Annotated in this window: 26 protein-coding genes; 20 read left to right on the top strand and 6 right to left on the bottom strand. The window is 36.0% G+C overall.

What is annotated here, in order from left to right:
- Positions 1–66 precede the first annotated feature (66 nt).
- The 13 genes from J2X31_RS15705 (at position 67) to J2X31_RS15645 (ending at position 10,546) form a co-directional block, all read left to right on the top strand.
- Positions 67–585 carry a hypothetical protein gene (locus J2X31_RS15705; RefSeq protein ID WP_310027966.1) on the top strand — a complete coding sequence of 173 codons (519 nt, stop codon included), beginning with the start codon at positions 67–69 and terminating at the stop codon, positions 583–585.
- Between the two features lie 2 nt (positions 586–587).
- A complete protein-coding gene (locus tag J2X31_RS15700; protein WP_310027965.1) occupies positions 588–1,598 on the top strand; it encodes a leucine-rich repeat protein in 1,011 nt (336 codons plus the stop codon).
- 88 nt (positions 1,599–1,686) lie between these two features.
- The gene (locus J2X31_RS15695; protein ID WP_310027963.1) at positions 1,687–2,991 is read left to right on the top strand and encodes an autotransporter outer membrane beta-barrel domain-containing protein; all 1,305 of its coding nucleotides are present in this window, start codon (positions 1,687–1,689) and stop codon (positions 2,989–2,991) included.
- Positions 2,992–3,153: 162 nt separating this feature from the next.
- Entirely contained in the window at positions 3,154–5,622 is a 2,469-nt protein-coding gene (locus J2X31_RS15690; protein ID WP_310027962.1) for a hypothetical protein, read from the top strand.
- 17 nt (positions 5,623–5,639) lie between these two features.
- Positions 5,640–6,005 (top strand): hypothetical protein, encoded by a 366-nt coding sequence (locus tag J2X31_RS15685; RefSeq protein WP_310027960.1) that lies wholly within the window; start codon positions 5,640–5,642, stop codon positions 6,003–6,005.
- An 11-nt stretch (positions 6,006–6,016) separates the two neighbouring features.
- Positions 6,017–6,697, top strand: coding sequence for a hypothetical protein (locus J2X31_RS15680; RefSeq protein ID WP_310027958.1), 681 nt, complete (start codon positions 6,017–6,019; stop codon positions 6,695–6,697).
- Between the two features lie 17 nt (positions 6,698–6,714).
- Positions 6,715–6,942: a hypothetical protein gene (locus J2X31_RS15675; protein WP_310027957.1), complete on the top strand. Its 228-nt coding sequence runs from the start codon at positions 6,715–6,717 to the stop codon at positions 6,940–6,942.
- A gap of 176 nt (positions 6,943–7,118) precedes the next feature.
- Positions 7,119–7,610 (top strand): hypothetical protein, encoded by a 492-nt coding sequence (locus J2X31_RS15670; protein ID WP_310027956.1) that lies wholly within the window; start codon positions 7,119–7,121, stop codon positions 7,608–7,610.
- Position 7,611: 1 nt separating this feature from the next.
- Positions 7,612–7,857: an Imm74 family immunity protein gene (locus tag J2X31_RS15665; protein WP_310027955.1), complete on the top strand. Its 246-nt coding sequence runs from the start codon at positions 7,612–7,614 to the stop codon at positions 7,855–7,857.
- A gap of 44 nt (positions 7,858–7,901) precedes the next feature.
- Positions 7,902–8,063 carry a hypothetical protein gene (locus tag J2X31_RS15660; RefSeq protein WP_310027954.1) on the top strand — a complete coding sequence of 54 codons (162 nt, stop codon included), beginning with the start codon at positions 7,902–7,904 and terminating at the stop codon, positions 8,061–8,063.
- Positions 8,064–8,540: 477 nt separating this feature from the next.
- Positions 8,541–8,996 (top strand): M15 family metallopeptidase, encoded by a 456-nt coding sequence (locus J2X31_RS15655; RefSeq protein ID WP_310027977.1) that lies wholly within the window; start codon positions 8,541–8,543, stop codon positions 8,994–8,996.
- A 42-nt stretch (positions 8,997–9,038) separates the two neighbouring features.
- Positions 9,039–10,076, top strand: a complete 1,038-nt coding sequence (locus J2X31_RS15650) for a patatin-like phospholipase family protein (protein WP_310027951.1) — start codon at positions 9,039–9,041, stop codon at positions 10,074–10,076.
- A gap of 59 nt (positions 10,077–10,135) precedes the next feature.
- The gene (locus J2X31_RS15645) at positions 10,136–10,546 is read left to right on the top strand and encodes a hypothetical protein (RefSeq protein WP_310027947.1); all 411 of its coding nucleotides are present in this window, start codon (positions 10,136–10,138) and stop codon (positions 10,544–10,546) included.
- Here the strand turns inward: J2X31_RS15645 and J2X31_RS15640 are convergent.
- Positions 10,543–11,154, bottom strand: coding sequence for an acyloxyacyl hydrolase (locus tag J2X31_RS15640; protein ID WP_310027945.1), 612 nt, complete (start codon positions 11,152–11,154; stop codon positions 10,543–10,545). The genes J2X31_RS15645 and J2X31_RS15640 overlap by 4 nt on opposite strands.
- Positions 11,155–11,309: 155 nt before the next feature.
- Here J2X31_RS15640 and rnpA point away from each other — a divergent pair, with 155 nt between their 5' ends.
- The 4 genes from rnpA (at position 11,310) to J2X31_RS15620 (ending at position 15,083) form a co-directional block, all read left to right on the top strand.
- Positions 11,310–11,696, top strand: a complete 387-nt coding sequence (rnpA, locus tag J2X31_RS15635; protein WP_310027943.1) for a ribonuclease P protein component — start codon at positions 11,310–11,312, stop codon at positions 11,694–11,696.
- 100 nt (positions 11,697–11,796) lie between these two features.
- Positions 11,797–12,618 (top strand): DUF4349 domain-containing protein, encoded by an 822-nt coding sequence (locus tag J2X31_RS15630; RefSeq protein ID WP_310027941.1) that lies wholly within the window; start codon positions 11,797–11,799, stop codon positions 12,616–12,618.
- 9 nt (positions 12,619–12,627) lie between these two features.
- Entirely contained in the window at positions 12,628–14,265 is a 1,638-nt protein-coding gene (locus J2X31_RS15625) for a S41 family peptidase (RefSeq protein WP_310027939.1), read from the top strand.
- The gene (locus J2X31_RS15620; RefSeq protein WP_310027937.1) at positions 14,265–15,083 is read left to right on the top strand and encodes an OmpA family protein; all 819 of its coding nucleotides are present in this window, start codon (positions 14,265–14,267) and stop codon (positions 15,081–15,083) included. The genes J2X31_RS15625 and J2X31_RS15620 overlap by 1 nt, the downstream gene beginning before the upstream one ends.
- On the opposite strand, the gene J2X31_RS15615 is transcribed toward J2X31_RS15620, so the two are convergent.
- The 4 genes from J2X31_RS15615 to J2X31_RS15600 all read right to left on the bottom strand — a co-directional run bounded on the left by J2X31_RS15615 (position 15,080) and on the right by J2X31_RS15600 (position 20,058).
- A complete protein-coding gene (locus J2X31_RS15615; RefSeq protein WP_310027935.1) occupies positions 15,080–15,526 on the bottom strand; it encodes a GNAT family N-acetyltransferase in 447 nt (148 codons plus the stop codon). The two genes, J2X31_RS15620 and J2X31_RS15615, sit on opposite strands and share 4 nt — an antisense overlap.
- Before the next feature lies 1 nt (position 15,527).
- The gene (locus J2X31_RS15610) at positions 15,528–16,544 is read right to left on the bottom strand and encodes a DUF4837 family protein (RefSeq protein WP_310027933.1); all 1,017 of its coding nucleotides are present in this window, start codon (positions 16,542–16,544) and stop codon (positions 15,528–15,530) included.
- A gap of 129 nt (positions 16,545–16,673) precedes the next feature.
- Positions 16,674–18,653, bottom strand: a complete 1,980-nt coding sequence (locus J2X31_RS15605) for a LysM peptidoglycan-binding domain-containing protein (protein WP_310027931.1) — start codon at positions 18,651–18,653, stop codon at positions 16,674–16,676.
- 217 nt (positions 18,654–18,870) lie between these two features.
- Positions 18,871–20,058: a phosphoglycerate kinase gene (locus J2X31_RS15600; RefSeq protein ID WP_310027929.1), complete on the bottom strand. Its 1,188-nt coding sequence runs from the start codon at positions 20,056–20,058 to the stop codon at positions 18,871–18,873.
- Positions 20,059–20,349: 291 nt separating this feature from the next.
- On the opposite strand from J2X31_RS15600, the gene J2X31_RS15595 reads away from it, so the two are divergent.
- Positions 20,350–21,306, top strand: a complete 957-nt coding sequence (locus J2X31_RS15595; protein WP_310027928.1) for a bestrophin family protein — start codon at positions 20,350–20,352, stop codon at positions 21,304–21,306.
- Between the two features lie 86 nt (positions 21,307–21,392).
- Here the strand turns inward: J2X31_RS15595 and J2X31_RS15590 are convergent, their stop codons facing one another.
- Positions 21,393–21,791 (bottom strand): hypothetical protein, encoded by a 399-nt coding sequence (locus J2X31_RS15590; protein WP_310027926.1) that lies wholly within the window; start codon positions 21,789–21,791, stop codon positions 21,393–21,395.
- Positions 21,792–21,917: 126 nt separating this feature from the next.
- Between J2X31_RS15590 and J2X31_RS15585 the strand changes: the two genes are divergently transcribed.
- Both J2X31_RS15585 and J2X31_RS15580 read left to right on the top strand, forming a co-directional pair.
- Positions 21,918–22,472: a sugar O-acetyltransferase gene (locus J2X31_RS15585; RefSeq protein WP_310027925.1), complete on the top strand. Its 555-nt coding sequence runs from the start codon at positions 21,918–21,920 to the stop codon at positions 22,470–22,472.
- Between the two features lie 161 nt (positions 22,473–22,633).
- Positions 22,634–23,782 carry a DNA polymerase III subunit gene (locus tag J2X31_RS15580; RefSeq protein ID WP_310027924.1) on the top strand — a complete coding sequence of 383 codons (1,149 nt, stop codon included), beginning with the start codon at positions 22,634–22,636 and terminating at the stop codon, positions 23,780–23,782.
- Position 23,783: the final 1 nt, after the last annotated feature.

Below are 23,783 nucleotides of genomic sequence, written 5' to 3'. Positions count from 1 at the left end.
CACAACAGGAGGCAATGATAAAGAATCACTCCTGTTGTGGCTATTTAAACTTTTAAAAAATAAAAAATGAACTCAAACATAAAAATAAAGAAAGGACAGATAGAAGACTACGCCGTCCAGAAAACAGGAGATCAAACCATTAGTGGTCGGAAAAACTTCACCACAAGCCCTCGTGTCCCGCATGCAACTGACCCGAGTTCTGCGGTGAATTTAGAACAGACAAGAGAGGAGATTTTCACAAAGTTCAATCCCTTAAATCAAACTATGGAGGACTTTAAAATTGAGATTGATACCAATGAGCAGATTGCAAAAACCGCCAATTTTACCCTTAGTGATTCACATCACAAAGTGACGATCTTTTGCAACTCATCCACCTCAACGATCAACATTACGGTTCCAGACAACCTTCGCTCTGATTTTGTATGCTTCCTTTTCAATCAGAACACAGCCGTCGTAAATGTCATTGGTTCTGGACTAACCACGATAGTTGCTCCTGATGGTGCAATACTGGAGCATCACAAGCGTGGAATGATCGAACAAATAATGGGGAGTAAAAACTTTTTAGTAACCGGAGAATTTTCATAATCATGATAGCAAAGAAATACATCTATGGAAGACGCCCCCTGCCTCCGAATACTTTTATTGGAGGTGTAGGTAGTACTTTGTCCACAAAAAACCTCCTCGCCGCCAAGCTTGGAATTGCTTCCACTAGGATCAAAAGCTTCAGGATTGTTAATGATGAGGTGCAGGCTTATATTCAAGGGAATTATAATCTAGCAACCTTACTTTTTGGGAATTATGCAGACCCAAGTGCTGCCAATCTAAACATAACTCATTATTTTGACAATGACAATCTAGTAAAAGCAATTGGAATTTACTCCTTTGCAAACTGCATTAATTTTTCCGATTTTAAATTCTTAGGGCTAAATAGATTAGACAATAGAGCATTTTTTAATACTGGAGTAGTCCATGCCAATCTTCACACACTACCAGCGACTATGTTAGGAGAACCTCACGGCTGGTTTCAGAATTGTTCTAAATTGAGAACAGCCAATCTGGGGAATTTCACAAGTAATAATTTTCTCAATTGTTTTAACAAGTGTATAAGTTTGGAAAGCGTAGTTATGAAATCGAAATTTTATGGTGCCGATACACTCACTAATGTAGGTGTTATTGATTTTGAAAATGAATTTGTTGAAATTCTATCCGACTATTCGATGCGTCAAAATAGCCGTTTCCAAAAAGTAGTTGTCAATAATTGTATTCAAATGGGAGAAAGCGTTTTGTATAAGAATAGTAATACGGAAGGTCAATACAATTGGTTGAAAGAGTTTATAGCTCCAAAAGTTATATCCATTGGCAATAGTGCTTTTAGGAATAATGCAGGTTTAAATTTAGTAGATATTCGGGCATGCAAGACCTTAGGTTCAAGTGTATTTTTAAATGCTTTGAAATTAGGGACAATTATAAAAGTGCATATTTTTTTAGCCACATCAAATGCTGGAAGTCCAGACGGCAATTTGACATATGCAAAAAACAACAGAAACGCCATAGTAGAATTCTACGACGACAACGGAAACTACGTATCAACCCTTTAATTAAAACCTGCTAAACCCAACAACACACAAATTAATTAGTAATCGCATAAATCCTGCTTTTAAGGGATAATGCTCAAAAAAAACTACAATGAACTCAAAAATAAAAATAAAAAAAGGACAGATAGAAGACTATGCCGTCCAAAAAACAGGAGATGAAAAGTTAGATGGTGTAAAAACTTTTGCCAACTCTCCTGTCATACCAGAAGCAACAAGCAAAAAGCAAGCAGTTAATTTAGAACAGGTAGAGGGGTTGGTATCTATTCCTGTATCAGCAACTCAAGCAGGAATTATAAATAATACGTCTTTGCAGGAATTAGGAGGTACTGATAAAACTATTAATGGAATTAAAATAGGTTCCGGAAAAAGTAATCTATTTGGCAATACCGTTGTAGGTAAATCTTCATTAGATGTAAATGCTTCTGGTACTAAAAACACTGCTTTGGGTCATGAAGCATTAATGTCAAACATTAGCGGAAATTGTAATATAGCCATTGGATTACAATCATTAAAGAATTCTACTTCTGGAGCAGCAAATGTTGCAATCGGCTACATTGGTCTTCTCAAAAATACAACTGGCTCCTGGAATGTAGCGGTTGGAGCACAATCATTACAGGAGAGCACAACAGGCAATTACAATGTGGGAGTTGGGGGAAGTAGTTTATATAGTACTTCTACTGGCTATAATAATACTGCCATAGGATCCAATTCCTTAAAAGCAAATACAACAGGAACCTTTAATACGGCATTGGGATCTAATTCTGGATTAGAAACAACAGGTTCAAAAAATGTTATCATCGGAACCACTATCGCAAGCGAAATAGGCTCCGGGATCTCTACAGGTTCAAACAATTTAATTCTAGCTCCAAATCATGGGGTTGGCACTGGCATCACAACTGGTTCAGGTAATGTAGTTCTAGGAAAAGTAAATGGTCTATCCCCTAGTTCTTCCAACACAATTGTTATTGCTGACGGAATTGGAAATATAACCCTTTCCAAAGCAACAGATGGAACGGTCACTTTACCTAATCACACAATAAGCCTAATAAATGCTGACACAACAGGAAAATCCATTGTCACAAAGGAATTCTTGCAAAACAAAACTAATAGCGCCACAACCCTTTCAGAAACTGCAACAGCAATCCTTACCGCCGACAAAACCGTCAATTACTTCGCCAACACCGGAGGAGCAACAACTTGGACATTACCACCCGTTAGCGACAATACCGGAAAGCAAATTATCATCGTAAACAAAGGCACAGGCAACATTTCCATAAATACACATGCAGGAAATCTAGAACTTTTTGATGGAGCCCCGCTCAACGCAATGCCCTTAATACCAGGAGCAACCTACGGCCTCTATTGTGATGGAGTCCACTGGACAGCACTCTACTAAACCATTTTACAAACCCCGAATACCAACCCCAGCCAGAGCCTAAAAACCCTGGCCTAGGTTGCTATTCCCTTTAATTAAAAAAATATGAACAATTATGACCAATAGGATCAGGAAAGTCAAGCGTTGCTCCACGGCATAAAACCGTTGAGTTTTGAGGAGATAATGGGTAATAAGCAAGAAAGCAGGACTAATTCGCAAAATTCAGTTAAAAGCTTTGAAGAGATTACTTATGATAAAAAATATGACCAAAACAACAAATGTAAAGAGCATGTAAACGATTTCTATACCGAAAAGATGGACATTGATGCACTTATAAAAGACATAAAAACCAATAAGGAATTTAGTTATTTCTTTTATCATCAAAAATATACTTTGTCAACTCACAATAATAGTTTAGGAATTAGTCCTACTACATTAGCTCCCGTTTCGGCTGGTTCAACCTATTATCAAAGCAATCCGTTCACCTACAAAAATCCTATTACTAATACGGACCAAGTTGCTCATTTAAAAGTTTCGCTCAATAAGAGAGCTTGCCACATAAGCCTTGCCAACCCTGGTTTTTTGTTTTATGTAAGCGCCAAGAGCGAAAATATTTTCTATGAAATAAAATACATCTATAATGATGCTCTTGACAAAAAGAACTATAGTGTCACTCCAGATATTGAAGCCGATTACACAATCGAAAGCAAGTATGTCGCAATTAATATTGCTACAGGTAGTGCTAATGATATGCTTGCTATCGCAAAAGAATTGGGCAATTATGATTTTATAAAAGAACAAATCAAGAATACTTTCATAACAAAAATAAATGCCACGAAGGAACCTTCAGAACTAAAATTCTTATATGAAAACCTCCCTGATGTCTTGACCAGAGAAATTGGTGCGGATTTAGAATATGCGTTATTATTCGACCATTTCAAAATCCTAACAAACTATGATAATGTCGGATATTTTAGTGGTTGGAAAGATTCTAGTAATGCATTGATAAAAAATTTACAATGCCTTACGGTATATAATCGAATTCTACTTCTTGATTTGTTGCAAAGTCCAAAGTTAGTAAAACAAGTATACATCAATCTCGATGGCGAGTCAGAAATAGAAGGGATGCTCATAAAAAACAGGACAATATACACCACAATCTTATCCTCAATTTGCCTAATTAATGGATTTCAAGATTTAAAATTTACTGGAAAAACATTTAAATACGGTAAGGAATATAAACTGGACAGTAATGTAAACTGGCTAAATGATGATGGCAATGACGTTATTTTTCTAAAACAGCAAATAGTAAAAACACAAACCGTAAAAAAAACAATTGCTACTGGTATTCCAAGCGGTTCTAGCAACCAAGACTATGAGGGAACTGAAAGTCATATCGAAGATGTAGATGCTGGAGCTTATTATTCACCGCTGGACATAGTTGCTTTCATAGATTACAGTCAGGAAAATTCGCAAACAGAATACGTTCCCGCAATATTCCTTAAATCCATTTCCGATGAAGAAGAATGGATCTATATCAACCGTATGATCCGCATTGGGATTGATGTTGCCGCCGTAATTTTAGGACTTGCCACACTTGGATCCTCTAGCGGTTTTTGGGCTATTATTGCGGGAGTAGATATTGCTTTGGCAGGATTAGATGCCATAATACAGGCAAATTATGATGAGATAAAGTCAGCTAGTCCAGAAGGAGAAAAATTCCTTCAAGCCTATGAGAAATTCATACTTGCAGCAGGGGTAGCAACCAGTATCCCTCTATTAGCCTCCGCCCCAAGTGTATTGGCAGGATTAGCTAAACTAACCTCAAAAACAGTAGCAGGTTCAAGAAATTTTGTGAGAGCCGCCATTACAAGAGCAATACTTGAAATAAATATTGCTAATTTTACCAAAAACACCGTAAAAGAAATCATTTATGGTGAAGAAGCTCTAAAGCTTTCAGGCGTTCATTTCAATACTGCAGGTATAACCCGTTTGCAAGAACAAGGGGTGCTATTTATAAAAGGTATTGATTTTGATGGAAAGGTTGCAGGATATGCTGCTATCTACAAAGGTGAAGTTATTGCACAAGGAACAGCAAAACAAGTTCGAGATGAGCTAAAGGATTTATGGAGTCGCCGAGGGAGTAAGCTTATTGATGCGCTAAAATCTTCAACTAGAAAAGCTGTTTTTAAAAGATGGGGTAACAAGTTTGAAAATAAATTTCATCTCCATTTTGATGGAGAGTTTACCATCGGAAAACTTAGTAATAGAGATGCTACTCAAGTTTTAAAAGGTACTGGCGGACATAATCATTCTGTAATAGGAGAAAATATTAGAGTGAGAAAATATCTTACTCAGCCAGTAGATGGCCACCCTTTTGATGCTTTGATAGAGGTAAGATATAAAAACGGGCAATGGATCGAAAAACAGGCAAAATCATCTATGTTTCCTATAAACTGGAATATTCAAAGAGTCAAGGAAGAAATTGCCTTGGTGTATGAAAATATGATAAAGTCGGGTACTTTTGAGCAAATAAAAAATCATAAATCACCAAGTTTCAAAACATTAGATAGTACAGAGGAATTCGAAATAAAAATAGAGTTTGATGAAATTGGAAATATAACCAATGCTTATCCAAACATCAAATATTAATCTTAAAATAAAAGAAAATGAGTTATAAATTCGCAAAAATAGATTTTAGTTATGGGACTATGCCTAAAGATAAAATCACGTATGATTATGGAGTAGATTATGATTCACTCAAAGAAAATGAAAAATCTCTTTTTCAAATCGCTTGGCATGGCTGGACATCTTCTGAAATCCAAAGAATTATAGATAAATCCAAAGAAGCAACAGAAGAAAACAGATATGAATATCAGGTAGAAGGAAGTGATTTAATTATTGTGGTTTATCCTGATGAGGTTTATTTCTTTGACTGGCATACCAAACAAGAAAGCGAAGACTTTAAATGGTCATATTCGGAGTTTATAGATTTTATGGAAAAATTTAAAACTTTTATAGAAGAAAATAATTAATTAGAAACACTTTGAAATATTTCAAAGTGTTTTTTTGTTTAAGCAACTTAATAATTAAGGCTGTCGAATATGCTGCTATCTACAAAGGTGAAGTTATTGCACAAGGAACAGCAAAACAGGTTCGAGAAAGTTTAGATGAATTATGGACTGCAAGAGGAGCAAAATTAAAACAGGGAATAGAAGAAATTTTCAAAAATGGTGGAGTACCCTTTTTAAAGGGCTTTAGTAGAGAAAAAATTTTAGCAATTGCCAAACACGAAAGACCCGATCCTTTTGAATACCTTAAAAAGGAATATATTTTACAACATTTAAAAAAGTTTGAAGATGAAGGAATTGCCTCAAGAATTGTGCTAAAAGATGACTACGATAGGTTTGGAGTGGGAAAGCCTGATTTAGGCAAGACGGAATTTGTTTCAACAAAATCTGAAATAGATAAAATATTAAAGCTTCCACTTAACGAACAATCTAGGAAATTAGGCATTTCAATTCAGCAGTTAAATAACGGACAAGTTATGCGAATTGATTTTAAATTATCTTCTAAGAATAAAATATTTATGCCTAGTGGTAATGAGTTTGGTACTAATTCAAAATGGTTACCAGGAGGAATGTTGCCAGAAAAAAACCTGGAAGCGATTATTAAAACGGAAGGGATGAAAGAAGGAATTGATTATATTGCTAAAATTATACGTTAAATAAAAAAATATTTATTATGAAAAAAGAGTTAGAGAAAAATAATTGGGATTTTATTCTTTATCAATATGGTGAAAAAAAAGTCATTAGTGTAGTATTTCATAACAGCTTTGTTGATGTTTCTAAAAGTTTTATTTTAGAGAATAATGAGGAAAATTACGATTTTCAACAATTAAAAGAGTTAGCCGAAAAAATTAGGAATAATTATGAATCATTTACAAATAGAGAGCTAATACCATCTATATAACTGTAAAAGGATTACCAGACCCGACCGCGCGGATATTCACAACAGTTCGCTCGGTTTTGCAATCCGTGCCTACAAACAAAAACCAAAGCCATGAACATCCATGGCTTTTTATATTTTAAAGAAGGTTTAGAAAATGAATTGAATATTGTTTTGCTAGCTTTGTTTAAATAATCTTTATGGGCACGGATTGCAAATCCGCGCTATCGGGGTTGTGGACTGTAAGACAAGGGAAATTAGATGAAATTTTAGATGCATTTTATAAAGTTAGTTCTTTTGCTTCTAAGTATGCTTTAAAACTAAAAACTAAAATAGATGAAGCTTTTTTTTGGTCAGGAAGGACAGAAGGAATCGGAGGACAGCATATTAGCCTTGATATAGCAATTTCTAAAAATGGAACAACATTGGAAAACTTAATTGAAAAAAATAAAATTCCGATGCCAGAATGGGATTCAAGTAATATAAACACTGTGAAAATATGGGAGGAAATTTCGAAAACATATGCAAATCAAGTATCAGGCGAGATAAGAGCTGTTATAGGAAAAAGTTTGAGAAAAGGAAATATCTGGGAGAATAAAGAACTCCCTGCTTTAAAAAATAATTTAAATGTTACTAAAATTACAACTATAGACCCAAAAACTAAGCAGGAAAAAATAATTTTTAAAAGATAATATGATGAAAGTAAAAAAAATAACCGGCACGAGGGATGCTGTCAGAATTGAATTTGAAGACGCAAAAATCTTGCTTCTTACGGGTGAATTAACAATAACCCCTGAGTTCTATGCAGATATATTTTCTATTATCAAATGGGATCCTCCTTTTGAAAATGAAATTATAACAGAAGATATAAAGAAACAGATTATTAAATCTGTTGAAGACTATAATAAAAGCACAGAAATTCCTATAATCTTTGATTAAAGAAAACCCAAAGGGAATTTATAAAGAAACCATTTTAACTAATTATGGACATAATAATAAAAAAAGATTGGAACTACAGTTTATATAGCAATAACAATATGCTTATTTTTTCAGTATTATGTGGAACTGTTGCTCAATTTGAAGTTGACATTGAATTAAACCAAGAAGAAAAAGACAAATATGACAGTCAAGGAGAAGTTTTTTAGACATGTTAGCTGAAAAAATAAGAAACAATCCTTTAGATTGGAAAAACAGAAAATTAAATTAATAAACCCGACTGCACGGATATCTAAACAGTTAGTGCGGATTGCAATCCGTGCCCACCAACAAAATCAAAAAACCAAAAACCATGAAATTCATGGCTTTTATTATTTTAAAAAGGTTTGTAAAGTGACTTGAATCTTGTTTTGTTAGATTTATTTTAAAAATTCCAACCAACCCGATGGGCTAAACACTGTCGGGTTTTTACCAATCCGAAACTTGGCCTTTTCAAAATACAATCTTGGAAATTCAAACCCGCTACTTGAACTTTCAAACCAACAACTATAAACCCCAATCTCAAAACGCAATTCTCTTTGGGGTAATATTTTCCTCTAATTAATTTTATTATTAGATTTTTTTCTTTTATATTTGTATAGCCATTTAATAACCAACAAATCATGGATGCACCAACAAAATAACGAATAGCAAAACTTCATCCCTCAGTTCGAGAAGAAGTAACCCAAATAATTGCCCAATGCGATAAAGCCCTAACCGGAAAAGCAAAAATCCGAATCACGCAAGGCTTACGCAACAATGCCGAACAAGATGCGATGTACGCTCAAGGCAGAACAGCTCCCGGCAAAAAGATTACCAATGCCAAAGGCGGACAATCGATACACAACTATGGTTTTGCCGTTGACATTTGCCTCATCATTGAAGGCAAAACTGCTTCATGGGACACTAAAAAAGATTGGGACAACGACAAAATAGCCGACTGGTATGAATGTGTGAAAATTTTCGCACTCTACGGATGGGAATGGGGAGGCAACTGGAAAACCTTCAAGGACATGCCCCACTTCGAAAAAGGAAACTTCAACAGTTGGAGAAAATTATCAAAACTAAAAAAAGACAAAAACGGATATATAATACTATCCTAAAATCTAATAAAAATGACCCCAAAACCTAAAAACCAAAAAGCTATGACCAAAAAAATCAGAATCCTCAGCCTCGATGGAGGTGGCATCCGAGGTATCATCACCTGCGTTATCCTAAAATACATCGAAGAACAGCTCCAAAAACTAGATCATCCCACAGCAAAAATTGGCGACTACTTTGATCTAGTTGCCGGAACCAGCACAGGCGGGATCCTAGCCTCCGTCCTGCTTTTTCCAGACAACGATGGAAAAGCAAAATACTCGGTGGAAACCGCCCTCGACCTCTATGCAAAACACGGCGACACCATCTTTAATGTTTCCTTCTGGCAACACATCATCAATCCGTTTGGGCTTTTCAGCGAAAAGATCTCACAGCATGGCTTGGAGAAACAACTCAACGAAGTATTCGGCAACCTGCAGCTCAAGGATTTCATAAAGCCTAGCCTAATCACTTCCTATGATATTTTTCATCGCAAAGCAAAATTTTTTACCAGCCATGAAGCACCTTCAAGCCTTGAGAATTTTTATGTGAAGGATGTTTGCAGGGCTACATCTGCAGCTCCAACTTATTTTGAACCTGCCAAGATAAAATCACTCTACGGTCAGGAATTCACCCTCATAGACGGTGGCGTTTATGCCAATAATCCTGCACTATGTGCTTACGCAGAAGCTAGAAAGATCGAATTTTCAAAAGTCCTCAATGATCCGTCTAAGAAAGATTTTCCAACAATTGCCGATATGGTCATCGTTTCGGTAGGAACGGGAGAAGTCTTGAAGCCTTACACCTTCCGTCAGTTTGAAAAAGCCGGAAAAGTAAAATGGATCCAGCCTTTGATTGATATCCTGCTTTCGGCCAATGTTGAAACAACTGATTACCATATCAGGAAGATGTATGAAACCCTTGGCCCTCGGAACGCCAAGAACTACCACAGGCTGATGCCTTCGCTAAAAAATGCTTCCCCAGAAATGGATGATGTTTCAACGAAGAACATCTATGAATTGATTCAGGCAGGATTGACCTATGTAGATCAACACCGAAACGAATTGAACGACATTGCCAAAAAGCTAATTAAACACGCCTAAAATTCTATTTTAGATTTATGGAATAGAATTTGTAGTTTTGCCAACATAAAATAAAAACTATGAACTTCCTAAGAACCTTTTTCATATTCTGTTTTCTGTTTTTTTCGATAACAGAAGCATCTGCTCAAGTCTATCGCTTCAAGGCCGAAAGTTACAGTGTTGTTGAGAAAAAAGACAACGGAAACTGGGGCGAATGGAGCAAGTTTCAAGAAACAGCAGTCATTATTACGCTTGACGGAAAAAACGACAAGATAACCGTAAACTCCCAAGAAGTTCAATACTACAAGATTTTGGCCTATGGCGAAAAAGTTGTTACGGAAGATGATGATACCATTCCGTTAAAATGTGCCGATTTAAACGGAAATCTATGTACGATTTTAATTGTTACTCGAAAAAATCAGGATAATCGCAAGCAGTTTTACATTAATTATGGAGATGTGAAGATTGTGTATAATGTTTATGATAATTAAAGAGGAAAAATAATTCCAGCCTCGATGTTATAGGTATTAAATCCTGCATTGGAGTTTTGCAATCCTGCATTGGAAGTATGACGAAAATTTGGTCGAACGTCGAATGTTACTTTTTTAGTTTTCAACGAAAATCCGATTCCCAAAACATCCGAAAAGGCAAAACCTTTGGACAATCGTTCGGTTTCTGTATCCGTAATCATTGGCCCAATACTCAACAAGGCATATATACTGAAAGTATCTGTAATTGGTTTCCTAATTACTAAACCCACATTTAACACATATTCCCGGATGTCTTTTAATTTTGTATAAGCTTCCCTTTTTGCTTCAAAATCAGGTTCTTCTGGAGTCACAAAATAGAGATTCAAGAGTTGGTGTTTTGCAAAATTGATTTCGGGTTGAAGCAACAACTCCAATTTAAAGTTTTTTACCGTTAGGAAAGAATAATAAAACTGTCCTTTCAAATACCGATTCGTATAAGTGTAATTTGTGTTTTTAACTTCATCTCCAATACCATAGCTAAAACCTAATGCTAGATTTTGTTCTTTTTCTTGCGAAAAAAGAAAAGAACAGAGTAAAGTAAAAATAAACAAAAGTGTTTTTTTAAGCATAAATATTTTCAATTCGAGAAAAAAGAACGGTTAAAGTTATGAAATTGTTATGCAATCTTAACGCTTTAGAGAAAAAACGGTTGCTAGTTTTTGTTTTAAATCCTTCATTAACGCCAAGCTTTTGTAACTTTGCCCAATAAGCTTCAAACAGCACCATGAATTTTTCCTATCCAAAAGCCGAAAAGCTAAAAAGCCGAACTGCCATCAACCTACTTTTTTCCGAAGGGAAATCGGTATCAAAATATCCGTTAAGATTGGTGTACCGAAAAGCCGATGTTGAATATGACAAGAACAGCAAGATGGGTGTTTCTGTTTCCAAGAAATATTTCAAGAAAGCCGTCGATAGAAATTATTTCAAAAGGGTTTTGCGCGAAACCTATCGTTTGAACAAGCATTTGCTGATGGATAATTTGCCGGAACCTTATGTTTTTATGTTTTTCTACCAAACAAAAGACCGTTTGTCTTACGAAGAAATCAATACCAAGACGGTTCAGCTGTTTGAGAAATTTTTGCTGGAAATTAACCACCAAAACAAGAAGTAAACCAGTTGTTTTTGTTTTAGACTGCTAATCAATCGTTTCTAGAACTACATCATACTATTTGAATTGTTTTTTGCGTTTCAATATTCTAAATCATAACCCTATGAAGCTTATATTGACCTCCTTTTTCTTTCTTTTACTTTTTTCAAGTTGCAAACAATATGCAGATTCAGAAACCGAAGTTTCAATGATGAATCTGGCAATTCCATCTGTTGATTATGATACTTCAGAAAGCAAGAATATGAATGCACCTCCGCCTCCTTCACAAAAGATTTCAGCAAAAATCATTAAGACCGGCACTCTTAAATTTCAAACCCAAGACCTTAAAAACACTTTCGGAAACATTCAATCTGCCGTTCAAAAGTATAAAGGAAACATCGAAAACGATTTTGAAGGAAAAGAATATAATTCTGCATTCAAAAGGATGACCGTTAGAATTCCGAGTACTTCTTTTGATGCTTTTATTGCTGATGTATCGAAAGGTGTTGCCTATTTTGATACAAAAGAGATAAGTTCCGAAGATGTAACCGAACGTTATATTGACACCGAAGCCCGACTCAAAACTAAAAAAGAACTGGAGAAACGCTATCTGGAGCTATTGAAAAAAGCAACAAAAGTATCTGAAATGCTTGAAATTGAAGCACAACTTTCGACCATTAGAGAGGAAATTGAATCCAAGGAAGGACAGCTCAAATATTTGCAAAGCCAGGTGGCAATGAGTATGGTCAGCATCGAATTTTATAAGACAATTGCTCAAGAAGAAGGCATCACTGTTTCATACGGTTCCAAGATTTGGAATGCCATTCAAACGGGATTTAATGGAATTTCAAGTTTCTTTATCTGGTTAATAGAAGTTTGGCCTTTTATTCTTATTTTAGTAGCCTTGATTTTCTTTATCAGAAAACGATTTAGAAAAAATAAATAAACACAAAATATGCTTACTTCATTCAAAAAAAAATACATCCTTCCCGTTGTTGCAACCGGCTTTCTATTCATCGGAACAAGCTTTAAAGACGACTTTTTTGCCATTGCCAAACAGATAGAAATTTTTACCGAATTGTTCAAGACCGTCAACATGAACTATGTGGACCAGACCAATCCGGGCGAAATGATGGACAAGGCCATCAAAAGCATGCTGACGGATTTAGATCCTTACACCATCTATTTCAACGAGCAGGATGTAGTGAAATTCAAAATCAACAGCACTGGAGAATATACCGGAATTGGAGCCATCATTACCAGAAAAGAAGGCAAAGTCATCATCAAGGAACCTTACAAAAACTATCCTGCCGATAAAGCCGGTTTGAAAGCTGGAGACGAAATCATCCAGATTGGCGATGTGAATCTCGAAGATTTCAAGGAAGATGCGTCACAATTGCTGAAAGGTGCTAAAAATGCCAAGATCGACATCAAGTATAAACGTCAAGGTAAGGTAAATTCCACACAGCTTGTTTTGGAAGAAGTAGATGTAAAAGCAGTTCCGTTCTTTGGAAAGGTGGATGAAACTACGGGTTATATCGTGCTCTCGCAATTCAACCAAAAAGCTTCTACAGAAACCAAAGATGCTTTGGAGAAATTGAAAAAAGACGGAGCTCAAAGAATCATCCTTGATTTGAGGGGAAATCCAGGCGGACTTTTGAACGAAGCTGTAAACATCTGTAATTTATTTGTTCCGAAGAATGAAGTAATTGTTACTACAAAATCAAAAATCGAAAAGCACAACAACACCTATAAAACCACTAAAGATCCTGTGGATTTAGAGATTCCGCTAATTGTTTTGGTGGATGGAAAAAGTGCTTCGGCATCTGAAATCGTGGCGGGAGCCTTGCAGGATTTAGACCGTGCAGTAATTGTTGGAAGTAGAAGTTTTGGAAAAGGCTTGGTGCAACGACCAATTGATTTGACCTATGGAACTCAAGTGAAAGTAACCATTTCTAGGTATTATACGCCTTCCGGCAGATGTATCCAAGCTTTGGATTATTCTAAAAAAGACGCCAGCGGAAAAGCCACAAGAACCGATGAAAAGAACTACACAGCTTTTAAAACCCGAAAAGGAAGAACGGTTTATGATGGTGGAGGAATCCTGCCAGATGTGGAATTGGAGGAAACAAAATTGAGTGCCATTTCTGAATCGCTTGAAAAAAACGACGGTATTTTTAATTATGTAACGAGCTATTATTATAAAAACCCAAATCTTGGAGATAAGATTCCCACGATAACAGATGCAGATTATACGGCTTTCAAACAATTCCTAAAAGCAGAGAAATTTTCGTTTGATACCGAAACCGAATTGGCCTTGAAAAAAACACTAGAAATAGCCAAAAAGGAAAAAATTGATGAATCCATCACGGCTGAATATCAATCCTTGTTGACGGCTCTTCAAAAAAGCGAAACTTCTCAATTGGATAAATTTCAAAAGGAAATCAAGAACCTTATCCTTGATGAAATCATTTTAAGATACCAATACAAGGAAGGTTTATACAACTATTACCTCAAGAACAATTCTGAAATTAAAAAGGCAGTTGGCCTCTTGAACAACCAAGCACAATACAACAAAATACTTGCAAGATAATGTTGAAATTTTTAAAAATCTTACCCCTGTTTCTTTTTGGTTTGATGAATGCCCAGGAAGAAGTTGTGCATTCCGTATATTTTGAATTTGATAAATTTAATCTCAAGGCAAAGCAATTGTCAGATGTGGTTGCTTTTGTCAAAACCGTTGATTCTACCCGAATTGAATCCATTGAAATTTTTGGTTATTGTGACGATAGGGGAAAAGATGCTTACAATGTCAAGCTATCTCAAAATAGAGCCAATACGATCCAGCAGGAATTCATTAAAAATGGAATTAAAAATAAAGTAATTGTTACAATTGAAGGAAAGGGACGAGTTTTAATAGACGATGATGTGGTTGAAAATCTTCCAGAAGTACGTTCAAAAAACCGCAGAGTCGATGTTGTCTTGAACTTCAAACCACTTCCAAAAATTCAGATTCCCGGCTATTTCCATAATACTATTAGTAAAAATCCCACCGTTGGAGACCGTATCTACCTTGATAATTTGCTTTTTGATAGAGGAAGTAGCGTACTAACCTTAAAGTCAAAAAAAGAACTTGACAGGATGGCCAAGCTTTTATTGAAACACAAAAACGTTGAGTTCGAAATCCAAGGTCATGTTTGCTGTACACCGAATTTTCAAAAAGAAGCCATCGACCGTCATACTAGGAAAAGAAAATTATCCCACAATAGGGCAGAAGCTGTTTTTAAATACCTGAAATTAAAGAAAATACCTGAAAAAAGAATGACTTTTAAAGGTTATGGAAATACCGTTCCACTAGGAAAAGGTCCAGAATACGATAGGAGGGTTGAGCTTTTGATTACGAAGGTTTAATCTCTTGCCATCTCCACATGCGGAATCCCATCTTCCAAATACGTTTCGCCAACCACAACAAATCCATGGCCTTCGTAGAATTTCTGTAAATACAATTGAGCCGAAATGGTAATCTGGCTTTCGCCGAAATGATGCTGGATTCCCAAAATAGAAGCTTTAATCAAATCGTGACCCCATTTCTTGTCGCGATAGTTGGCATCAACAATTACCCTTCCTATTGAAGCATTTTCGAAATAGGCTCCAGCTTTAAAAATTCTAGCGTAAGCGACAATTCTATCTTCAAATTCGCCAATAACGTGCAACGCCTTTTGATCTTTGCCGTCGATGTCCTGATAAACACAATTTTGCTCCACAACAAAGACTTCGCTTCTCAATCGTAGAATTTGGTATAGTTCTTCGCCAGAAAGCTCCTTAAAAGCCTTTGTTTTGAATTGTATGGTCATTCTATTTTATAAATTTTACAGATTTTATAATGGCTTCGAGTTCGTGCATCAAATCACGTTTGTCGTTTGATGGAGCATAACAAAACCCTTCAATAACCACAAATTCTCTTTTCTCACGGTTCATAATCGCATAATTGATGAACGAACCCGACATAAAATCGCCTTTCAGCTCCCAAGTTCCCTTGGTTTCATAGGTTCTCTTGTTGTCTAAAATCATGTTCATAAAATAAGGCGAATAGGATTCTTCGGTAATCATCTTTGTATTTGGCTTTTTTCCCTTGATGTATTTTCCACCAAAGGAATCGCGCATTTCTATTATATTAGTAACAATATCGTCGTTTTTCAAAATAGTTCTAAAAGGAACTTTGTAAATAACCACGCTTGTGTTTCCGCTCAAGATTTCTTTTTTGACCCAGATAAAGTTCCGCTTCTGCAGGACATATTTGTAGGTGGAGGGGATTTTCAAGGAAATTTTAAATTTATCTTGAATCTTCTTGTCGTCAAGCAAGGATGCATTGATGATTTCCTGACTTTTTAAAATCTCGGTTTGCTTGAATAAATCTACAATCGAATCACCATTTTTTTCAATGTGTTCAATAATTTCCCCCACATTGTTTCCTGAAATATGCACAACATTCTGGGGCTTTGCAAATTCATTTTTCTCAAATTTGTAATAATTTTTTTCTTCCCGTTTGATGATGATTACGTTTCGGCTGATGGTTTTATAGCCTTCTAATATTTTCACCGGAAGCTGGGTAATTGTAAACAAAGGTTCTTCTTGTGTAAGTCCGTCAACAGGAGCTGCAAATTTTTTTCTGAGACTGTCGCCAACTTCGCCATTCCATAATTGATCACTGATGACAATAGATAGGGAATTGATTTTACCGGTAGATTTCGTAACCGAAGCCTTTTTGTTTTCATCACAAGAAAAAAGATTGATGCAGACAAAAAACAACGCCAATACACCTAATTTACTTAGATTGAAAATGCCTAAACGTGTTTTAACTTTCTGCAACATGCGATTCGAGTTGATTTCGGATTGGGTTTAAAACTTAAATTCCTTATGTGATTGAGAAACCACATAAGGAATAAAAATTTTTTATAAAAGTACTTATTTTTAAAACAAGCTAAAATATAAATCTTGGAATTATCCGCTGATTTTTAGTTTCATTCCCGGTTTCAAATCGTTACCGCTAATACCGTTCCATTTTTTGATGTCAGAAACTGTAATCCCAGGATATTTTTGAGCAATCTTGAACAATGAATCACCTTTTTGAACCAAATAGTGAGAGTTTTTTGTTGTTTTTTTAGCCGAAGCCACAACCTCATCATTTGATTGTTTGTTGCTTTCTTTTAGGATTAAAAGTTTTGCACCAAGTTGCACATTGGTATCCTTTAGATCGTTCCATTCTTGGATTTGAGCAACAGTAACGTCTTGTTTTTTGGCAATTGCACCAAGATTGTCTCCTTTTTGAACGATATAGTAGTTGGATGTTTTAGAAGCTGTCTTCTCTTTCAAATCCGCTATTTCAACATTTTCACCTTTGATGATTTTTAGTTTTGTGTCCAACATGACATTGGTGTCTTCCATATTGTTCATCTCTTTCAATTCGGCAATAGTAACACCAAATTTCTTAGCAATACTGTTCAAGTTGTCTCCTTTTTGAACGGTATAATATTCAGCGGTTTCAGCAGTTTCGGGTTTGCTTTCATTTGAAGCAATGGCTGTATTCTCTTCTTTATCTGGTAAAGGCTTAACTTCTGATGGAAGTGTTTTTACTTTTTCGGAAGTCACGATTTTCAAGTTCTTACCATAACCAATGCTATTTCCTTTCAAGTTATTCCACTTTTTAAGTTCGGCAACCGAAACGCCATATTTATTGGAAATTGCGCCAAGGCTTTCTCCTCTTCTCACAGTATGGATTTTTGTTTTGGTAGCATAGCTGTTTCTATCTGAAGTGTCTTTTTTAGCCGAAGCCCATCTTGAATTTTCAAAAGGCAACTCTCTTTTTTCCGATTCATGTTGCACATAAGCATAAATCTTCTCTTCGTTTGAAGTAAAAATCCCAATCTTGTCTTTAGGAAGTCTCAAGAAATGTGGCTTGTTTGAGTAAACAGGAACTACATTCATTTTATAAGACGGATTCAAAAGTTGCAATTGCGAAACAGGAATATCAACCAAGTCGGAAATTTGCTTGAAAGACATCTGTTTTTTGATCATAATCGTATCCGTTTCAAAATGCTTTACGATAGCCCTATTCGGAACAATTCCGTGCTCTTTGTGGTACTCATAAATATACATTGTAGCCAAGAAAGCTGGCACATAAGCTTGTGTTTCCTTAGGAAGATAATCCTTTATGTTCCAAAAATTCTGTTTTCCGCCTGATCTTCTGATGGCTTTTGCTACGTTTCCGGCACCTGAATTATAGGATGCCAAAACCAATTCCCAGTCGCCAAAAATACGGTGCATGTTCACCATATATTGTGCCGCAGCTTCGCTTGATTTCAAGATATCGCTTCTTTCATCAACATAAGAATCAACATTTAGGTTGTATTCTTTTCCTGTTTGAAGCATGAATTGCCAAAGTCCCGTAGCACCAACTCTTGAAACTGCTTTCGGGTTCAAAGCCGATTCTACGATAGCAAGGTATTTGATTTCCAAAGGCACATTTTTTCTGGCCAAAGCTTCTTCGAAAACCGGAAAATAATATTCCGACAAGGCCATTTGTCTGGCAAAAGCCTGCTTTCTGTTTTTTAGGAACGATTTGATGAGGTTTTCCAATCCAGGATTATATTCGATGTTGAAAGGAGAACGTGCATCCATTTCTTTCAAACGCTCTTTCAATAACGCTGTGGATAATTCAGGATAATCCACCTTTTCATCCAGATTTACACTTTTGATGAAGGTTGATAAATCGGCATAAATGTCTTGGTCGGTAAGCTCTTTCATCCATAAACTATCAACACATGCTGCAATTTCATCGTGCACAAAAGTTGCTTTTATAGAGTCCAGATAGGAAAGTTTTATTTCAGGAACAAGGCTTGCTTCTGTCTTTGTGGTGTCCTGTGCAAAAGCTGCTCCGGAAAACATCAATAGAAGTGGAAGGATACTTTTTCTTGTAATCATATTTACATTTTTATGTTTCCAGAGGACGAATAATCGTGCCAAAAATGGAAATTTATAATTCGATATTATTTACGTTTAGGAATGCAGATTTGCCTGCTAAAATTTCAATTAACTATATTTCAATTAATTGCATGATAATGCAAACATAATAATCTTATAACAAAAACGCCTAATGTTATAACTTAAAAATTTTGTAAATATTGTTAATTGTGATTCCTTAGTCTAAAATTGCTGCAATTCCTGGCAAAGTTTTTCCTTCCAACATTTCAAGCATAGCCCCGCCACCAGTGGAAACATAGCTCATTTTGTCCTCCAAACCGAATTGTTTTACGGCCGAAACAGAATCTCCTCCACCAACAAGTGAAAAAGCACCTTTTTCTGTAGCTTCTGCAATGAAATTACCTAATTCGATGGTTCCGTTTGCAAAATTTTCCATTTCAAAAACACCAAGTGGTCCATTCCACAGGATCGTTTTCGACTCTAAAATCACTTTTTTGAAGTTCTCCAAAGATTTCGGACCTGCATCCAAACCTTGCCATCCGTCTGGAATTTTGTCTACGTCAACGATTTGCGTTTCGGCATCGTTTGAAAAAGCATTTGCCGCTACAACATCAACTGGAATATGAATTTGAACATTCTTTTCTTTTGCCAATCTCAGGATTTCAAGTGCAAGTTCTTGCTTGTCGTCTTCACAGATGGAATCTCCAATTTTTCCTCCTTGAGCTTTCACGAAAGTAAAAGTCATTCCGCCACCAATAATCATATGGTCTACTTTATCTAAAATATTCTCAATAACGGTGATTTTAGAAGATACTTTTGAACCTCCCAAAATGGCGGTTACTGGTTTTTCTGAATCTTTTAAAACCTTGTTCAAGCTTTCGATTTCTTTTGCAAGCAAAGTTCCGAAGCATTTATCGTTCGGGAAAAATTGAGCTATAATTGTTGTAGAAGCGTGAGCCCTGTGAGCTGTTCCGAAAGCATCGTTTACATAAATATCTCCAAGAGAAGCCAATTCTTTAGCAAAATCAACATCTCCAGCTTCTTCTTCTGCATAAAAACGAAGGTTTTCCAGCAATAAAACTTCTCCGGCTTTCAATTCTTCTGAAGCTTTTTTTGCCACTTCACCTTTGCAATCTTCGGCGAATTTTACTTCTACGCCTAAAATTTCTGATGCTTTCTTTACAATATGTTTCAATGAATATTTGTCTTCTTTTCCTTTTGGTCTTCCAAGGTGTGACATTAGGATTACGCTACCGCCATCTGCCAAAATCTTGTCGATGGTTGGTTTTGCGGCTTCGATACGGGTTGCATCTGTAACCTTAAAATTTTCATCCAAAGGCACGTTGAAATCTACACGAATTAATGCTTTTTTATCCTTGAAATTAAAGTCCTGAAGTGTTTTCATTATGTTGTTTTTTAAATATTTGTAGTTTATGAAAAACAAATATAGCTTTTTTAGGGAAGCGACAAATTATGGAAAGTGCAAAAAAAAGGTTTTTGAATCACGAAAACGATATAATTCCAATTGTGCTTTCCCGATTTTTAATATATTCTAATAAATCCTTCAAAAATTTATAGTTACTGAAAATATATTTATTAAAATCAAAAACTCCATAAAAGTATCTTAAGAAAATGATAAGGACTTGAGGTGGTGACTAGAAATTGTTAATTTTAATATCTACAATAAAAATCAGCTATGATCATTTCTAGAAATCTCAAATGGAGACACATTATATATTATACCCGATTGAAGTTACTTTATTTTGTGGTACTTTCGGTATCGGTTTTTGTGCTTCATGAAATCTTTGATATTCGGGAACTCAGCATTCCCTTTAATGCGGTTGCGACTTTGAGTACGGCTTTGGCTATTTATCTGGGTTTTAAGAACAATAACGCCTATGAAAGATGGTGGGAAGCTAGAAAAATATGGGGCTTGATTGTAAACTACAGCCGTGCTTGGGCGAGAGAGGTGCTGACTATGATTATGCCGAATGGCGAAAAAAATGAAGAAAGGGAATCGCTTCAAGCCCGATTATTATATCGTCATATTGCCTTTGTGAATGCCTTGAGGGTGTTTTTGCGTCGGAAATATGAGTATAATGACACGAACATTAAGGAAATTGTTGAGGTGAAAAACGGCTATGGCGAAATCAAGAAATTCCTTAGTGATGAGGAATTCTACGAAATGTTGACGAAGAAGAATCCGCCGAATTACTTGCTAAAACTTCAGGGCGATGATTTGAAAACGGCCTTTGAAAACGGTTGGCTGACGGATTTCAGATTCGTAAAATTGAGTGAGACTTTGACGGAATTTAACAACCATCAGGGAATGAGTGAAAGGATTAAAAACACGCCTTTGCCAAGACCCTATAGTTTTTTTTCAAGAGTTTTTGTAACCATCCACGGGACATTGATTCCGTTTGCGTTTATAGAGGAATTGGGTTGGGTGAATATCCCGCTTTCGATTGTAATCAATTTTGTATTCCTAGCTTTAGACTACGTTGGTGAACGAACCGAAGACCCGTTTGAAAATAGGATGGACGATGCTCCGCTGAGTTCCATCAGCTTGACGATTGAGGAAAATATAAAGGAGATGTATGGTGATGTCAACATGCCGGTTAGACCGAAAGCTGAGTTGGGGGTTATAATGTAGAAGTTTTGGTTATTTATTAAGTTCCCGATACATTAGAAAATATTCCGCAAATCATAATTATAATAATTCCAGAGGCTGGAAAATCATCATCGGATTATTTTTCTTTTAAAATCTCCCCAGTTTTGGCTTACTTCGTAATGTTCAAGTTCAGATTGTGGATATTCATAACCATTGTAATTAAATATTTCTATTGATTCAATGATTCCATCCTCTATAAAAATAACAGCGCTTGCTTCTATGTTTAAGGTGGGATTTTTTATGATAACCCCATCTGATATTATTGATTTATTTTCTTTTAAAGAGCCATATTGTGCTCTGAATTTATAAATTTCAGGATGATTTTTAAAACTTATAAAAGCACCAAATCCAGTGTATTCAATTTCATAAATGTTTAAATCCTTAATTTGATTTTTAAACAATTCAGCATTTAATTCCCCGTCAAAGAATAAATCTAAAATATCAAATGCTAATCTTGAATATATCATTTGTAGGGTATAAAAAGTTATATGATTCCAATTTACATAATAATAGATTCTCAAAACAAATCTACTAAAATAATTCCCCCCTAAACTCATTTCAATTATATTTGAAGAAGCCTTAAAAATCATAAAATGAAAACCGAAAAAGAAAAAATGCTCTCGGGAGAATTGTATCTCGCCACCGATAAAGAACTGTCTGCCGAGCGGATTCGAGCCAAAAAGTTGCTCCATAAGATCAACGTAACGGAGTATTGGATGAACAAAAACACCCGAAAGCTGATTGCGGAATTGATTCCGAACAGCAAAGGCGTGGTGCATCTTGAACCGCCTTTCCACTGTGATTATGGGTATAATATTGAGTGTGGCGAAAACGTCTATTTCAATGTGAACTGCGTGGTTTTAGATACGATGAAAATCAAGATTGGCTCGAATGTGATGGTGGGTCCTGGAGCTCACATTTATACTGCTTCGCATCCTTTGGACATTGAAACCCGATGTGTTTTGGAGCTTTCAAAACCAGTGGTAATTGGCGATGATTGCTGGATTGGTGGCAACTCGGTTATTTGTCCCGGTGTGACGATTGGAAATGGTTGTGTAATTGGAGCCGGATCGGTGGTTACGAAGGATATTCCAGATAATTCATTGGCGGTTGGAAATCCTGCGAAGGTGATTCGAAAATTAGATTAAAAGATGGAAGAATGGAAAGATTGAAAAGACATAGGGATTGAAAGATTAAAAGATTTCGTTCGTACTCTACATCCTTTTATCTTTCCGTCCTTTTGTCTCTTACTCTTTAAATCTTTAAATCCTTTACTCTTTAAATCCTACATTTTAAATATCTTTGCCCTATGCAGTTTTCAGAAATTTTAGGACAGGAATACATCAAGAGCCATCTGACCAAGAGTGCGTCTTCGGAAAGGATTCCGCATGCTCAATTGTTTGTGGGGCCAGAAGGTAGCGGTACTTTGCCGATGGCGATTGCTTATGCTCAATATATTTTGTGCAATAATTCAGGCAATGAAAATGAAGGTGGAAACGAGAGTTGCAACTTGAAATTCGATAACATTTCGCATCCCGATTTGCATTTTATCTACCCTACTGTAACAACCGACAGTGTAAAAACCAAACCCAAGAGCATTGATTTCCTGACCGAATGGCGGACTTTTATGCAGCAAAATCCTTATGGAGGCTTGTTTGATTGGTATAGAACGCTGGGTGTTCAGAACAAACAGGGCGAAATTCGGGTTGAAGATGCTGAATCTATCCTGAAATCTTTGGCGTTGAAATCCTACGAAGGTGGTTATAAAGTCATCATCATTTGGATGGCCGACAAGATGAACATTGCTTCCTCAAACAAACTTTTGAAATTGTTGGAAGAGCCGACAGACAAGACGTTGTTTATCTTGATTTCTGAAAACGAAGAAGATATTATCCAAACGATTCGTTCGCGTTGTCAGGTGTTGCACTTTAATGGCTTGAACGAAAATGTAATTGCCCAAGCACTTGTTTTACGTGAAAATGTAGATCCAAGAACAGCCAAAAAAGTAGCCCATCAGGCTCAGGGAAATTTCAACAAGGCGATGCATTTGTTGCACGAAGATGGCGAGGAATTGCCGTTTGAAGAATGGTTTGTGTTGTGGGTTCGTGCCGCTTTCAGGGCAAAAGGAAACGCCGCCGCCATCAACGATTTAATCCAATGGAGCGAACAAATTGCAACCTTGGGAAGGGAAACCCAGAAGAAGTTTTTGCAGTTTTGTATTGATATGTTCCGTCAGGCTTTGCTATTGAATTATCAAACCACAAGTTTGGTATATATGGAGCCGAAGGTTGAGAAATTCAAGCTGGAGAACTTTGCTCCTTTTGTGAATGGAAATAACATAAACGATATCTTTAAGGAACTTTCGGATGCGATTTACCACATCGAAAGAAATGGAAATGCCAAGATCATCCTGACCGATTTATCTATAAAATTAACACGTTTAATTCATAAAAAATAAA

Origin of the sequence: Flavobacterium arsenatis (genome assembly GCF_031456785.1) — a bacterium.
GTDB lineage: Bacteria > Bacteroidota > Bacteroidia > Flavobacteriales > Flavobacteriaceae > Flavobacterium > Flavobacterium arsenatis.
Note: the sequence above shows the minus strand (reverse complement) of the source record. Positions and strands in the feature narration are given on the sequence as shown.